Source organism: Microbacterium sp. T3-8 (assembly GCF_055398145.1).
In genome coordinates, this window is sequence record NZ_AP027918.1 from 2,826,516 (window position 1) to 2,839,770 (window position 13,255).

General features: G+C 69.7%; 14 protein-coding genes. 6 read left to right on the top strand and 8 right to left on the bottom strand.

All coding sequences use genetic code 11. From position 1 onward, the window contains the following. Window positions 1-38 precede the first annotated feature (38 nt). The gene (ispD, locus tag ACZ5Y9_RS13535) at window positions 39-1,256 is read right to left on the bottom strand and encodes a 2-C-methyl-D-erythritol 4-phosphate cytidylyltransferase (RefSeq protein WP_464471566.1); all 1,218 of its coding nucleotides are present in this window, start codon (window positions 1,254-1,256) and stop codon (window positions 39-41) included. A gap of 76 nt (window positions 1,257-1,332) precedes the next feature. Beyond that, complete coding sequence (locus ACZ5Y9_RS13540) at window positions 1,333-1,815, bottom strand: CarD family transcriptional regulator (protein ID WP_247625017.1); 483 nt, start codon at window positions 1,813-1,815, stop codon at window positions 1,333-1,335. A 134-nt stretch (window positions 1,816-1,949) separates the two neighbouring features. Here ACZ5Y9_RS13540 and ACZ5Y9_RS13545 point away from each other — a divergent pair, with 134 nt between their 5' ends. Continuing rightward, window positions 1,950-2,423 (top strand): DNA modification methylase, encoded by a 474-nt coding sequence (locus ACZ5Y9_RS13545; protein WP_247634196.1) that lies wholly within the window; start codon window positions 1,950-1,952, stop codon window positions 2,421-2,423. Window positions 2,424-2,511: 88 nt separating this feature from the next. Here ACZ5Y9_RS13545 and ACZ5Y9_RS13550 read toward each other — a convergent pair whose 3' ends face one another. Continuing rightward, window positions 2,512-3,195, bottom strand: coding sequence for a response regulator transcription factor (locus ACZ5Y9_RS13550; protein WP_247625019.1), 684 nt, complete (start codon window positions 3,193-3,195; stop codon window positions 2,512-2,514). Beyond that, window positions 3,192-4,412, bottom strand: a complete 1,221-nt coding sequence (locus ACZ5Y9_RS13555; RefSeq protein ID WP_247625020.1) for a sensor histidine kinase — start codon at window positions 4,410-4,412, stop codon at window positions 3,192-3,194. Before ACZ5Y9_RS13555 ends, ACZ5Y9_RS13550 begins: the two co-directional genes overlap by 4 nt. Window positions 4,413-4,633: 221 nt before the next feature. Here ACZ5Y9_RS13555 and phoU point away from each other — a divergent pair, with 221 nt between their 5' ends. Next, complete coding sequence (gene phoU / locus ACZ5Y9_RS13560; RefSeq protein WP_247625021.1) at window positions 4,634-5,332, top strand: phosphate signaling complex protein PhoU; 699 nt, start codon at window positions 4,634-4,636, stop codon at window positions 5,330-5,332. A gap of 70 nt (window positions 5,333-5,402) precedes the next feature. Here the strand turns inward: phoU and ACZ5Y9_RS13565 are convergent, their stop codons facing one another. Further along, window positions 5,403-6,152 (bottom strand): phosphoglyceromutase, encoded by a 750-nt coding sequence (locus ACZ5Y9_RS13565; protein ID WP_247625022.1) that lies wholly within the window; start codon window positions 6,150-6,152, stop codon window positions 5,403-5,405. Window positions 6,153-6,210: 58 nt separating this feature from the next. On the opposite strand from ACZ5Y9_RS13565, the gene ACZ5Y9_RS13570 reads away from it, so the two are divergent. Continuing rightward, window positions 6,211-7,035 carry a methyltransferase domain-containing protein gene (locus tag ACZ5Y9_RS13570; RefSeq protein ID WP_464471567.1) on the top strand — a complete coding sequence of 275 codons (825 nt, stop codon included), beginning with the start codon at window positions 6,211-6,213 and terminating at the stop codon, window positions 7,033-7,035. A gap of 17 nt (window positions 7,036-7,052) precedes the next feature. Here the strand turns inward: ACZ5Y9_RS13570 and ygfZ are convergent, their stop codons facing one another. The 3 genes from ygfZ to ACZ5Y9_RS13585 all read right to left on the bottom strand — a co-directional run bounded on the left by ygfZ (window position 7,053) and on the right by ACZ5Y9_RS13585 (window position 9,228). Continuing rightward, a complete protein-coding gene (ygfZ, locus tag ACZ5Y9_RS13575; protein WP_404598297.1) occupies window positions 7,053-8,174 on the bottom strand; it encodes a CAF17-like 4Fe-4S cluster assembly/insertion protein YgfZ in 1,122 nt (373 codons plus the stop codon). Between the two features lies 1 nt (window position 8,175). Then, on the bottom strand, window positions 8,176-8,778 hold the full coding sequence (locus tag ACZ5Y9_RS13580) for a heme-binding beta-barrel domain-containing protein (RefSeq protein ID WP_464471568.1): 603 nt from the start codon (window positions 8,776-8,778) through the stop codon (window positions 8,176-8,178). A 153-nt stretch (window positions 8,779-8,931) separates the two neighbouring features. Further along, window positions 8,932-9,228, bottom strand: a complete 297-nt coding sequence (locus tag ACZ5Y9_RS13585; protein ID WP_247625026.1) for a hypothetical protein — start codon at window positions 9,226-9,228, stop codon at window positions 8,932-8,934. A 73-nt stretch (window positions 9,229-9,301) separates the two neighbouring features. On the opposite strand from ACZ5Y9_RS13585, the gene ACZ5Y9_RS13590 reads away from it, so the two are divergent. From ACZ5Y9_RS13590 to ACZ5Y9_RS13600, 3 genes are read left to right on the top strand one after another with little or no spacing between them, the layout of a single operon-like run. Further along, the gene (locus ACZ5Y9_RS13590) at window positions 9,302-9,985 is read left to right on the top strand and encodes a winged helix-turn-helix transcriptional regulator (protein ID WP_247625027.1); all 684 of its coding nucleotides are present in this window, start codon (window positions 9,302-9,304) and stop codon (window positions 9,983-9,985) included. Window positions 9,986-10,037: 52 nt separating this feature from the next. Next, on the top strand, window positions 10,038-12,203 hold the full coding sequence (locus ACZ5Y9_RS13595; protein WP_247956680.1) for an RNA degradosome polyphosphate kinase: 2,166 nt from the start codon (window positions 10,038-10,040) through the stop codon (window positions 12,201-12,203). Continuing rightward, window positions 12,200-13,174 (top strand): NUDIX hydrolase, encoded by a 975-nt coding sequence (locus ACZ5Y9_RS13600; protein WP_247625029.1) that lies wholly within the window; start codon window positions 12,200-12,202, stop codon window positions 13,172-13,174. The genes ACZ5Y9_RS13595 and ACZ5Y9_RS13600 overlap by 4 nt, the downstream gene beginning before the upstream one ends. The last annotated feature ends 81 nt before the right edge of the window (window positions 13,175-13,255 follow it).

Below are 13,255 nucleotides of genomic sequence, written 5' to 3' on the forward strand. Positions count from 1 at the left end.
CGCGCCCCGAGAGTGACGCGCAGGCCGCGGCCAGTGCGTCAGGGCGCCGTGGCCGGGAAGACGAGTGCGACCGCGGTCACGGCGATGCCCTCCCCGCGCCCCGGGAAGCCGAGCGCATCGGTGGTCGTCGCGGTCACCGAGACGGGGGCGCCGCCGAGAGCATCCGAGAGCGCCCGCTCGGCCTCGGCGCGGCGCGCGCTGAACCGCGGACGGTTGCCCTGGAACTGCGCCGAGACGTTGCCGATCACGAAGCCCGCCTCACCGAGCAGTTCGCGGGTGCGCGCCAGGAAGACCGCGGCGTGCGCGCCCGCGTACTCGGGATGCGCGGTGCCGAAGTGCTCACCGATGTCACCCAGGCCGGCAGCACCGAGCAGTGCGTCGACGATGGCGTGCGCGACCGCGTCGCCGTCGGAGTGCCCCGAGAGCGCCGGCTCGCCGGGCCACCGCAGTCCGGCCAACCACAGGTCGCCCTCTCCGCCGAAGGCGTGGACGTCGGTGCCGAGGCCGACGCGCGGCAGGTTCGGAGCGGATGCCGGCACGTGCAGGGGCAGCGCGGGCGCCTCGGCGAGCAGCCGGCGCGCTCGGTCGAGGTCGTCCGGCGTCGTGATCTTGAAGGCGCGGGCATCGCCGGGGATGTGTCGGACGGCGTATCCGGCGGCGGCGAACAGCGCGGCGTCGTCGGTGTACTCGATCCCCGCAGCGGCGGCGGCGGCGTACGCCGCCTCGAGCGCGGTGCGCGGGAAGCCCTGGGGGGTCTGCGCCGCGGCGAGCTCGGAACGATCGACCGGGGCGACGATGCTGTCGCCGTCGACCCGCTTGAGCGTATCGATCACCGGGAGCGCGGGGATGATGCCGGTGCCCTCGACGACAGCGGCGGCGACGGCGTCGATCTGCGCGGGCGGGGTCAGCGCACGGGCGGCGTCGTGCACCAGCACGGTGCGCACATCACCCCAGAGCGCAGCGAGCCCCGCCGCGACGGACTCCTGGCGCGTGTCCCCTCCCACGACGACCCGCGCGAGGTCGACGCGATCCCCGGCGGCCTCGCGCACCTCGGTCTCGGCGTCGCCTTCGAAGCCCGCGGGCGCGACGACGATCACCTGCGCGGGGGCGGCGGCGAACACGCCGTCGAGGGCGTGGCGCAGGATCGAACGTCCGTCGATGCCGACGAGGGCTTTCGGCGCGCCCGCCGCCAGGCGGGTACCGGATCCGGCGGCGACGACGATGACCGCGACGTGCGGCACGGGAAGCAGAGTCACGTCTTCACGCTACCGTCTGCGGGGAACGACGAAGGGGGCGGATGCCGAAGCATCCGCCCCCTTCGGGAAACTCGGATCAGGACGCGAGGACCTCGTCGAGCATCGCGCCCGCCTTGTCCTCGTCGGTCTTCTCGGCGAGCGCCAGCTCGGAGATGAGGATCTGACGAGCCTTCGCCAGCATCCGCTTCTCTCCGGCGGACAGACCGCGATCCTGGTCACGGCGCCACAGGTCGCGCACGACCTCGCTCACCTTGATCACATCGCCGGAGGCGAGCTTCTCGAGGTTCGCCTTGTACCGACGCGACCAGTTGGTGGGCTCCTCGGTGAACGGAGCGCGCAGAACCTCGAACACGTGGTCGAGGCCCTCCTTGCCGATCACGTCGCGGACACCGACCAGGTCGACGTTCTCGGCAGGAACCTCGATGATCAGGTCGCCCTGCGTCACATTGAGCTTCAGGTACTTCTTCGCCTCACCCTTGATGATGCGCTCCTTGACCTCGATGATGGTCGCAGCGCCATGGTGCGGATAGACGACGGTCTCGCCAACCTCAAAAAGCATAAAAACGTATCCTTTCGGCAACCTCAAGGATACCACAGGGGTTATGCGCTAAGGTTTGCGCCCCCTCGTCCCGAGGCGCGGTCCGCGTACCCGTAGAATGGTTGCGGATATCCCGTCGTACCCCAGGAGGACCCGTGAAATCGCGCCTTGTTGCGTCTGCTGCCCTCAGCGCCGTCGTTCTTCTCGGCGCGACCGGATGCACGTTCATCTCGCCGCAGGCGACGAAGATCGAGTACTCCGCCTCGGACGGCGTGAACGTCTCCGACGCCGAGGGCCCGATCGACGCGCGCAACGTGTTCATCGTCGCGAACGAGGACGGCACGGTGGGCAACCTCATCGGCGCCTTCGTGAACCCGACCGACGACCGCGCGACCATCACCATCGCCTTCGCCGACAACGACGCGTTCACCATCACGGTTCCCGCGGGCGACAGCATCAGCCTGGGCGCCGACGCCGAGCCGCTGCGCATCGTCGGCCTCGACTCGAAGCCCGGTTCCACGGTCGAGATCCACTTCCAGTCCGGTGACTCCACCGGCGTGAAGACGGCCATCCCGGTGCTCGACGGCGGCCTCCCCTACTACGCGGATCTGGTTCCCGAAGAGAACTGATCCATACGCACGCAGAGAAGGCCGGCTCCCTCGGGAGCCGGCCTTCTCGCTGTCCGGAGACCGTCCGGTGCGCTCGGGAAGCGGTGGCTCAGGCCTCGAAGCGGTAGCCGAGCCCCCGCACGGTGACGAGCATGACCGGCTCGCTGGGGTTGACCTCGATGCGCGAGCGGATGCGCTTGATGTGCACGTCGAGGGTCTTCGTGTCGCCGAAATAGTCGCTGCCCCAGACCCGGTCGATGAGCTGTCCGCGGGTGAGCACGCGACCCGCGTTGCGCATCAGCACCTCCAGCAGTTCGAACTCCTTCAGCGGCATGTTGATCAGCTGCCCCGCCACCGACACCGTGTGCCGGTCGATGTCGAGCGACACGCGCCCGCCGTCGAGCACGCGCTCGTCGAGCTCGCTGTCGGCCTGCACCACCCGGCGCAGCACCGCCCGCATACGGGCGAGCAGCTCGCGCGAGGAGTACGGCTTCGTGATGTAGTCGTCGGCTCCGAGCTCGAGCCCCACCACGATGTCGACCTCGGAGTCCTTCGCCGTGAGCATGATGATCGGCACCGCCGACGACGAGCGGATCTGGCGGCACACCTCGGTGCCCGGCATGCCCGGCAGCATCAGGTCGAGCAGAACGATGTCGGCACCGCGCTCGCGGAACGCCGTGAGCGCCGTCGGGCCGTCCTCGGCGATCTCGACCTCGTACCCCTCCCGACGCAACAGGTACGCCAGCGGATCGGCGAGATCGGGTTCGTCTTCGACGAGGAGGATGCGGGTCATGCGCGGTCACCTTTCCGTACGCGAACGGCGCCGGCCTTGGCGGCCTTTCGTTCGCGCTTCTTCTTGCTCTTCTTGCCGGCATCCGCGTTCGGCGGTGCGTCGATCAGGGGAAGCCGCATCGTGAACGTCGAGCCGCGGCCCGGGCGCGACCACAGGCGCACCTCGCCGCCGTGCCGCTGCGTGGCGTGCTTGACGATCGACAGGCCGAGGCCGGTGCCGCCGGTGCGGCGCGAGCGCGCCTCGTCCGCGCGGTAGAAACGCTCGAAGATGCGCTCACGATCGGTCTCGGCGATGCCGATGCCCTGGTCCGACACCGCGATCTCCACGACGCCGTCCTCGGCGCGCACGCCGACCCCGACGCGGGATCCGCTCGGGGAGTACACGATCGCGTTCACGATGAGGTTCCCGACGGCTTCGACGAGGATCTGCGCGTCACCGCGCACCCAGATCCCGCGGTCGCCGCCGCGCGTGATCTCGACTCCCGCGGCGTCGGCCTGCACGACGTGCGCCTCGATGGACTTCGCGATGACCTCGTCGATCGCGACCGGGGTGACGTCGCCCAGGCCGTCGTCGGCCTGGAGCCGGGAGAGGCTCATGATGCGACCGGTCAACTGCGCGAGACGGCCCGCCTCCGCCGAGATGCGCGTCGCGAAGATGCGCACCTGGGCCGGGTCGTCGGCGGCCGACTCGATCGCCTCCGCAAGCAGAGTCACCGCACCGACCGGGGTCTTGAGCTCATGGCTGGTGTTCGCGACGAAATCGCGCCGCATCTGGTCGAGGCGTTCCTGCTCCGTGACATCCCGGATGATCAGCAGGGTCAGACGCGGTCCGAGCACGCTCGCACGCGCCGAGACGAGACGCGGGTCGAGGCTCAGCCCCCCGCGGGTGATGCGCATCGACTCCGTCGCGGTGCCTCCGTCGGCGCGCACGCCGCGCACGAGCAGACGCAGTTCCGGGTTGTCGAGGGTCGAGCCCACGTCGATCCCGAACCGCGAGGCGGCGACCGATGCGGCGAGCACGAGCCCCGACGTGTCGACCACGCAGGCCGCATCGTCCATGCTCGCGAGAACGTCGACGATCCCCTCGGGAACGGCGCTCGAGGTCTCCTCCGCGACACGGGCCCGCGCACGGTACGCCCAGGCGAGAAGGAGCGAGAGGCCGATACCGATCGCCAGGCCGACGGCCAGGGCGATCAAGGCGATCTGCGTCTCGGTCATGTCTCCAGCGTAGAGTGCGTTCACCCTCTCTCCGGCGGGTTTCCGGGCCACAGCGGCAACGAGAGAAGTACTATTCACGTGCTGGGCACCGTTCGTTAACCTTCGGAGCAGACAATCGCTTCGGGCCTGTGCGGGAGCGCGGTCCTGCTCCTCCCGTGCGGACGACCCCGCCGTCTCGCGCTGACACCAGTCGAGATTCACATGAAAGGTTGCGCCCCACCATGCGCGAAGTCTTCCACCAGTCCCTCGAGGACCTGCAGTCCCGCCTCGTGGAGATCGCCGACCTCGTCACGGTCTCGATCGACAAGGCGACACGTGCGTTCGCGACGAGCGACGTCGCGTTGGCCGAAGAGGTCATCGCCGACGACGCCAAGATCGACGAGCTCGCCGTCGCCCTCGACGAGCAGGCCATCGAGATCCTCGCCCGCCAGCAGCCGGTCGCCCGCGACCTGCGCATCGTCGTCACGGCGCTGCGCGTCAGCGCGTCGCTCGAGCGCATGGGCGACATGTCCGAGCACATCGCCCAGCTCGCACGCCTCCGCTTCCCGGAGCGCGCCATCCCGAAGGGCCTCAAGGGCACCTTCGTGAAGATGGGCGAGCTCGACGTCGAGATCTCGCGGACGCTCTCCGAGCTGCTGCGCACCCAGGACCTCCGTTTCGCCGACGCGATCCGCAATGCGGACGACGACGTCGACGAACTGCACGCCACCGTCTTCGAGAAGGTCCTCAGCGACAACTGGAAGGGCGAGGCCACGGCTACCGTCGACGCCACGCTCGCCAGCCGCTACCACGAGCGCTTCGCCGACCACGCCGTGGCCGTCGCGAAGAAGTACGTCTACCTGTCGACCGGAGACTGGGCCGTCGCCGAAGACGACATCGCCCTCGCCGTCGAGCAGCAGCAGGAGCTCGGTCACGCCTGACCCGCAGCATCCCCACGACGAAGCCCCCGGCGCCTGAGCACCGGGGGCTTCGTCGTGTCGTGCGTGGAGGTTACTTCTTGCCCTGCGCGGCGACCGCGGCGGCACCGGCAGCGGCGGCCTCGGGGTCGAGGTAGCGGCCGGGACCGGTGGGCACGTTGTTCTCGTCGAGTTCGTAGACGAGCGGGATGCCGGTGGGGATGTTCAGCTCGGCGATGTCTTCGTCGCTGATGCCCTCGAGGTGCTTCACGAGGCCGCGCAGCGAGTTGCCGTGCGCCGTGACGAGCACGGTCTTGCCGGCCTCGAGGTCGGGGACGATCGCGCTCTCCCAGTACGGGAGGAGTCGATCGATGACGAGCTTGAGCGACTCGGTGCGCGGCACCTCGCCGTCGATGCCCGCATAGCGGACGTCGTGCACCTGGCTGAATTCGCTGTCGTCGTCGAGCACGGGCGGCGGCACGTCGAACGAGCGACGCCACAGCTGGAACTGCTCGGGACCGAACTCCTCGAGCGTCTGCGCCTTGTCCTTGCCCTGCAGAGCACCGTAGTGACGCTCGTTGAGGCGCCACGAGCGCGTCACCGGGATCCACAGCCGGTCGGCGGCGTCGAGGGCGATGTTCGCGGTCTGGATCGCGCGGCTCAGCAGCGAGGTGTGCAGCACGTCGGGCAGGATGCCGGATTCGGCGAGCAGCTCTCCGCCGCGGCGTGCCTCCTTCTGCCCCTGCTCGTTCAGGCGGACGTCCACCCAGCCGGTGAAGAGGTTCAGTTCGTTCCACTCGCTCCGGCCGTGACGGAGCAGGATGAGGGTGCGCTTCGCAGTCATGTCGTCAGTTTATCCGCCCGGACGGTGCGACCGAACAGGATGCTGGGAGGATGGAGACATGGCGTCATCTCCCCTCGGCAGGTCCACGCGCGGCACCACCGGGACCAACCGGCTGCGGCGCAACGACCGCTGGATCGCCGCGAGCGACGCTCTCCGTCGAGCGTCCGATCCCCTCGTCGTCGACCTCGGGTACGGGGCGAGCGGCGTGACCGCGTTCGAGCTCGCGACCCGCCTCGTGCGTGTGCGGCCCGACGTCGAGGTGCGCGGGCTCGAGATCGATCCCGCGCGCGTCGCGAGCGCCGAGATGCAGCTCGCGGAGGTGCGCGCGGGCCGCACGCCGTTCGCCGCCGACCTTCCCGTCTCGTTCGGCCGCGGCGGGTTCGAGGTGCCGATTCCCGACGGACGCCGCGCGGCGGTCATCCGGTCGATGAACGTGCTCCGCCAGTACGACGAGCAGGACGTGCCGGATGCCTGGGCGCGCATGACCTCGCGCCTGGCGCCCGGTGGGCTGTTGTTCGAGGGCACGTGCGATGAGATCGGGCGCATCGCGAGCTGGATCGACGTCGCCCCGGACGCTGCTCCGCTGCGCTTCACCCTCTCGCTCCGGCTCGCCGATCTCGACCGTCCGAGCATCGTCGCGGAGCGTCTCCCGAAGGCTCTGATCCACCGCAACGTCCCCGGCGAACGCATTCACGCCCTCCTGACCGACCTCGACCGCGAGTGGGATCGGGCCGCCGGACTGTCGACGTTCGGAGCGACCCAGCGATTCCTCGCCGCCGCGGGCGCGCTGCGCGCACAGGGGTGGCCCGTGCTCGGCGGCCGGACGCGGTGGCGACTGGGCGAGCTCACGCTGCCGTGGTCGGCGGTCGCGCCCGCGACCTGAACGGGAGCCCGGTCGGTCTAGACCTGCGCGCGGGGGTCCGGCGCCGACGGGCGACGGGACAGACGGGTGAGGCGCGGGATGTCGGCCGTCGCACCGGCATCCGCCGGAACGATGACCTGCTGCGAAGCCGCGATCTCGAGGCCGTCGGCTCGCACGACGAGGTCGCCGACCGGTGCGCGGCGGCTGAGGATCGCGAGCGCGATCGGCCCGTCCTCGAAATGCCGGGCCACGGAGGTCAGGTGCCCGACCTCCTCGTCGCCCGCGAACACGGATGCCCCGGCCTCCGGCAGCACCGCGTCGCTGCCGTCGAGCTGCAGCGCAGCCAGACGCCGCGGCGGGTGCCCGAGGTTGTGCACCTTGGCGACCGTCTCCTGCCCGCGGTAGCAGCCCTTGTTCAGGTGCACGGCGCTGCGGATCCAATCGGACTCGTGCGGCAGGGAGCGCTCATCGACCTCGGTCGCCCAGCGCGGACGCCAGGCGGCGACGCGCAACGCCTCTGCTGCGAGGAGCCCGGCCAGCGCGTCGCGATCGGCCGACACCGCGAGAGCATCCGCGGCCTCGGTCGTCAGCAGCGCGACCCGCCACGCGTAGTCGGCGGCGGGGTGCGCTGCGACCTCGGCGTACTGGTGCCCGCCCGCGGACACGTGCTGCCACGGATCGGCCCAGATCAGGGGCGCACCGCTCGGTGCGGCCGCCGCCGTGACCACCAACGGCGCGATCGCTCCGCCGTCGAGGAATCCGATCGGAACGAGATCCGGACGGATGCCGACGGAGGCCTGCGCGCGGAACTTCATGCGGGTCAGCCATCCGGCGAGCGCTTCGGCGTCACCGGCATCCGCCAGCAACCAGGTCGATGCGCCGTCGTCGAGGACTCCGGCCGCGTGCTCGACCCGACCCTGCGGGTCGAGGATCAGCAACTCGGTGCTCTCACCCGGAGCGAGACGGCCGAGCGCCTGCGAGGTGATGGAGTCGAGCCAGCTCAGCCGCTCGGGCCCCGCGACCTCGATCACGACCCGATCGCCGAGCGGGACGAAGGCAGCGCCCTCGGCGAGGCGGCGCTGCTCGCGGAACGCGTCGCCGAAGTGTGCGATCACGTCTCCGTCGGAGACGGCGCCGTCGATCTCGGCGAATGCGCCCACGTCAGACCTTGGCCAGTCGCGCGGAGGCGTGCGAGCGCAACGGGGTGCCGAGGGCCGCGATGTCCCAGGCCCACAGCAGGTGGCCGTCGACCAGGCCGTACATCCGGGAGGAGGCGGTGTGCGCCTTGGCTCCGGAGCTGCGCACCACGGCATCCGTGGCGATATCGATGCGCGGGCCGTTGATCTCACCCAGGTACAGCTCGAGCGCACCGTCGGCGTGGGCGAGCGACACCTCGATCGGGAAGCCGCCGCTCTCGGCGCGCAGCTCCTCGACGTCGTCGACCGTGCGGGCCACGGCGTCCGCGGTCGGGGGCAGCAGTGCCGGACCGGCATCCGCGTCCGTCGCCGGGCGCGCGAGACGCCAGAAACCGGTCTCGGCCAGCAGGGCGGAGGCCGGGGAGCCCTCCTCCGTGAGGAAGGTGGCGGTGGCCGAGTAGTTCAGGAACGGGCCGCCATCATGGCTGAAGCTCACGCGATGCGTGAACTCGCCCTGCAGCCGCTCATCTCCGACGGGGTAGTCGATGACACCTGTTCCCTCCCAGACGCCGATCAGCCACGAGAGCGGGGCGAGGTCGGCCGGGAGGTCGGTGGGAAGCTCGAGCACGATCGGCTCAGCGCTGGCCGCGGAAGAGGTTGCGCAGCACGACCGCCGAGACGAAGACGATCGCGAGGCTCGCCAGACCCAGCAGGCCGATGAAGAAGAGTTCGAGCGCCATGAGATCCATGGCTCCCACCCTACCGCGCGTGAGCGCGACTGTCAGGCGGAGGCGGTGGCGAGGGCGGCGAGCCCGAATCCGACCGAGATCACGCCCATGAGCAGCAGCGCGCCGATCACGCTCCCCGCCACCCGGAAGATGAATCCCTCGGTGCGGCCGTACCAGAGCTGCACGGCGAACGAGAGGAGCACGGCGCCGCCGAAGGCCACCAGCATCCACGGGATGCGCCACTCCTCACCGACCAGGATGCCGATCGCCACGGCGCCCACCAGAGCGACCGCCCAGACGGCGACCACGCCGGCGAGCGGGCTGCGCGGAGCGAGTGCGGGTTGCGTCATGCGTCCATTGTCACTCATCGACCCCGGTATTATTGCCGCACGGCGTTGACCCGCGCGCCGGTGAGGAGTACGCGTGCCCCAGATCCTGGTCTTGACGAATGCTCCTGCCGAGGAGTCGGTCCTGCCCGCGCTGGAGCTGCTCAGCCACACCGTCCGCCAGATCCCCGCAGAGCCCGCGCGGCTGGTGAGCGCCCCCGAGTACGACATCGTGATCGTCGATGCCCGCACCGACCTCGCGGGCGCCAAGTCGCTGTGCCGTCTGCTCCGCGCGACCGGCCAGGAGGCGCCGCTATTGCTCATCGTCACCGAAGGCGGCATGAGCGCCGTCTCCGGCGACTGGGGCATCGACGACGTGCTGCTCTCGACCGCCGGCCCCGCCGAGACCGACGCCCGCCTGCGGCTCGCGATCGCGCGCCGCGACGACGCTGCGGCTCCGACGCGTGTGCAGGCATCCGGCGTCACGATCGACGAGCAGTCGTACTCCGCCAAGCTGCACGGCAAGCCGCTCGACCTCACCTACAAGGAGTTCCAGCTCCTGCACTTCCTCGCCACGCACCCCTCGCGGGTGTTCACGCGCGAGCAGCTGCTCAGCGAGGTCTGGGGCTACGACTACTTCGGCGGCACGCGCACGGTCGACGTGCACGTGCGGCGCCTGCGGGCCAAGCTCGGCGACGCCGATCAGATCATCGGAACGGTCCGCAACGTCGGCTACCGCTTCAACGTGTACGAGGACGACACCCTGGTGGGCTCGCGGTAACCGAGGGCATCCGTTCACGCGCGTGTCACCTCTCGGTGCTTAGATGTACCCCATGATGGATCCCGCTCTCGCCGACGCAGGTCTCGGCGACGCCGAAGACGACGACTTCGATGCCGTCGAGGCCCCCGACTCGCTCCTCCCGGACCACCGGTACCTCGATCGCGAGCTGAGTTGGCTCGCGTTCAACCAGCGCGTGCTCGAGCTGGCCGAGGATCCCTCGCTCCCCGAACTCGAGCGGGCGAACTTCCTGGCCATCTTCGCCAGCAACCTCGACGAGTTCTTCATGGTGCGCGTCGCCGGCCTCAAACGGCGCATCATCACCGGCCTCGCCGTGCCGACCAACATCGGCCGCTCCCCCTCCGACGCCCTCGCCGACATCTCGCGCGAGGCGCATGCGCTGCAGCTGCGGCACGCGGATGCCTGGACGTCGCTCGTGCGCCCGGCCCTCGCCGACGCCGGTGTCGAGATCACGGAGTGGGACGAGCTGACCGACGACGAGCGCGCGGGCCTGACCGACTACTTCCAGGCCCAGGTGTTCCCGGTGCTCATGCCCCTCGCGGTCGATCCGGCGCATCCGTTCCCCTACATCTCGGGGCTGTCGCTCAACCTTGCGATCCGCATCCGCAACGCACGCACGGGTCGCCAGGAGTTCGCGCGCCTCAAGGTGCCGCCGATGCTGCCTCGGTTCGTGGAGGTGCCGGGCAACAGCGAGATCTCGCGCTACCTGCGCCTCGAAGAGCTCATCGCCAACCACCTCGGAGACCTCTTCCCCGGTATGGAGGTGCTCGACCACCACGCCTTCCGCCTCACCCGCAACGAAGACGTCGAGATCGAGGAGGACGAGAGCGAGAACCTCATCCAGGCGCTCGAGGCCGAGCTGCTGCGCCGCCGGTTCGGACCGCCGATCCGCCTCGAGATCACCGACGACATGGACGACGTGACCCTCGAGCTGCTGGTGAAGGAACTCGACATCACCGACCAGGAGGTCTACCGTCTCCCCGGGCCGCTCGACCTCCGCGGACTCTTCGGCCTCTCGCGCATCGAGCGCCCCGATCTGCGGTACCCGCCGCACGTTCCGACCACGGCGGTCGCGTTCCAGCCCGGCGACAGCAGCACGCGTGCCGACATGTTCAAGGCCATCCGCAAGTCCGACGTGCTCGTGCACCACCCGTACGAGTCGTTCACCACGAGCGTGCAGGCGTTCCTCGAGCAGGCGGCCCGTGATCCGCATGTGCTCGCCATCAAGCAGACCCTGTACCGCACCTCGGGAGACAGCCCCGTCGTGCAGGCGCTGATCGACGCCGCCGAAGCGGGCAAGCAGGTGCTCGCCCTGGTCGAGGTCAAGGCACGATTCGACGAGGCGAACAACATCGTCTGGGCGCGCAAACTCGAGAAGGCCGGCGTGCACGTCGTGTACGGCCTGGTCGGGCTCAAGACGCACTGCAAGCTCGCCCTCGTGATCCGCGAGGAAGACGGCAAGCTCCAGCACTACTCGCACGTCGGCACCGGAAACTACAACCCGAAGACCAGCCGCATCTACGAGGACTTCGGCCTGTTCACCGCGGACGCGCAGGTCGGAAAAGACCTCACCCGCCTCTTCAACGAGCTGAGCGGCTACGCGATCGAGAAGAAGTTCAAGCGTCTGCTCGTCGCGCCCCTGCACCTGCGCAAGGGACTCGTGCGCCAGATCGACAACGAGCGCGCCAACGCCGTCGCCGGCAAGCCCGCGCACATCCGCATCAAGGTCAACTCGATGGTCGACGAGGAGATCATCGACGCGCTCTACCGTGCCAGCGTGGCCGGGGTGAAGGTCGACGTGTGGGTGCGTGGCATCTGCAGCCTCCGCACGGATCTCGACGGCATCAGCGACAACATCACGGTGCGCAGCATCCTGGGCCGCTATCTCGAGCACTCGCGCATCTTCGCCTTCGAGAACGGCGGCGATCCGCAGATCTACATCGGCAGCGCCGACATGATGCACCGCAACCTCGACCGACGCGTCGAGGCGCTCGTCCGCGTCACCGAACCCGCGCATCTGAAGGAACTCCTGGCGTTCTTCGACCTCGCGATGGATCCGGGGACGAGTTCCTGGCACCTCGGCGCGGCCGGCGTGTGGGAGCGCCACGCCGCGGATGCCGACGGCAAGCCGCTGATCGACCTGCAGGATAAGACCATGGGTCAGATTCAGCGACGCCGGCGTGCGCGGGCGGTTCGATGACGGTCGGACAGACCTTCGCAGAGCGGTCGAAGTGGACGGACAAGGCCGTCTACGCGGCCGGGGCCGTCGTCTGGCGCATCGTCGACGGCAAGCTGCGCATCCTGCTGATCCACCGCACCAAATACCGTGACGTCACCCTGCCCAAGGGCAAGGTCGATCCCGGCGAGATGCTCGCCGAGACCGCCGTGCGCGAGGTGCAGGAGGAGACCGGCATCCGCGTCTCCCTGGGCGTTCCGGTGGGCGTGAGCCGCTACAACCTCGCGTCGATGAAGCAGAAGGTCGTGCACTACTGGGCCGCCGAGGCCACCGACGACGCTATCCGCGCGTCGACGTTCGTGCCCAACCGGGAGATCGCGGCGATCGAGTGGGCCAGCGTGAAGAAGGCCAGGGAGCGCCTCAGCTACCCGGTCGACCACGAGATCCTCGATTTCTTCGCCCGTCTGGTCGAGGACGGCGCGCTGCGTACGTTCCCACTGATCGTGCTGCGGCACGCCAAGGCGTTGTCGCGTTCCGAATGGGACGGTACGGATGCCGAGCGCCCGCTCGCCGATCGCGGGCGCCGACAGGCGAAGTCGATCGTCGGCCCTCTGCGCGCGTTCGGCGTGCGGAAGATCGTGACGAGCGACGCCGTCCGATGCGTCGAGACCGTGAAGCCGCTCGCCAAGGCGCTCGATCGCAAGGCCGTGCGCACCGAGCTCATCAGCCAGGACGCCTGGGAGGACGGCACCTCCGATCTGCGCTCGGTGGTCGGGCGGCGCGTACGCTCCGGCAAGCCCGCCGTGCTCTGCAGCCACGGGCCCGTTCTGCCCGGCCTCCTGTCCGAGATCGCGCTCGCGACCGCGACGATCCAGGGCTCCTACCTCAGCAGCGCGGCCGACCTCGAGCCGGCGGCGTTCTCCGTGGTTCACCTCTCGGCCACGAACCCCGGATCCGGCATCATCTCGATCGAGACGCACATTCCGAAGGTCTGACGCGGCCCGGAATTCCGGGGCTTGCACCCCAGAGAGTCGACAGCCGTTCACCTTCCGTTCACCCGCGCGGGAGAGTCTCGT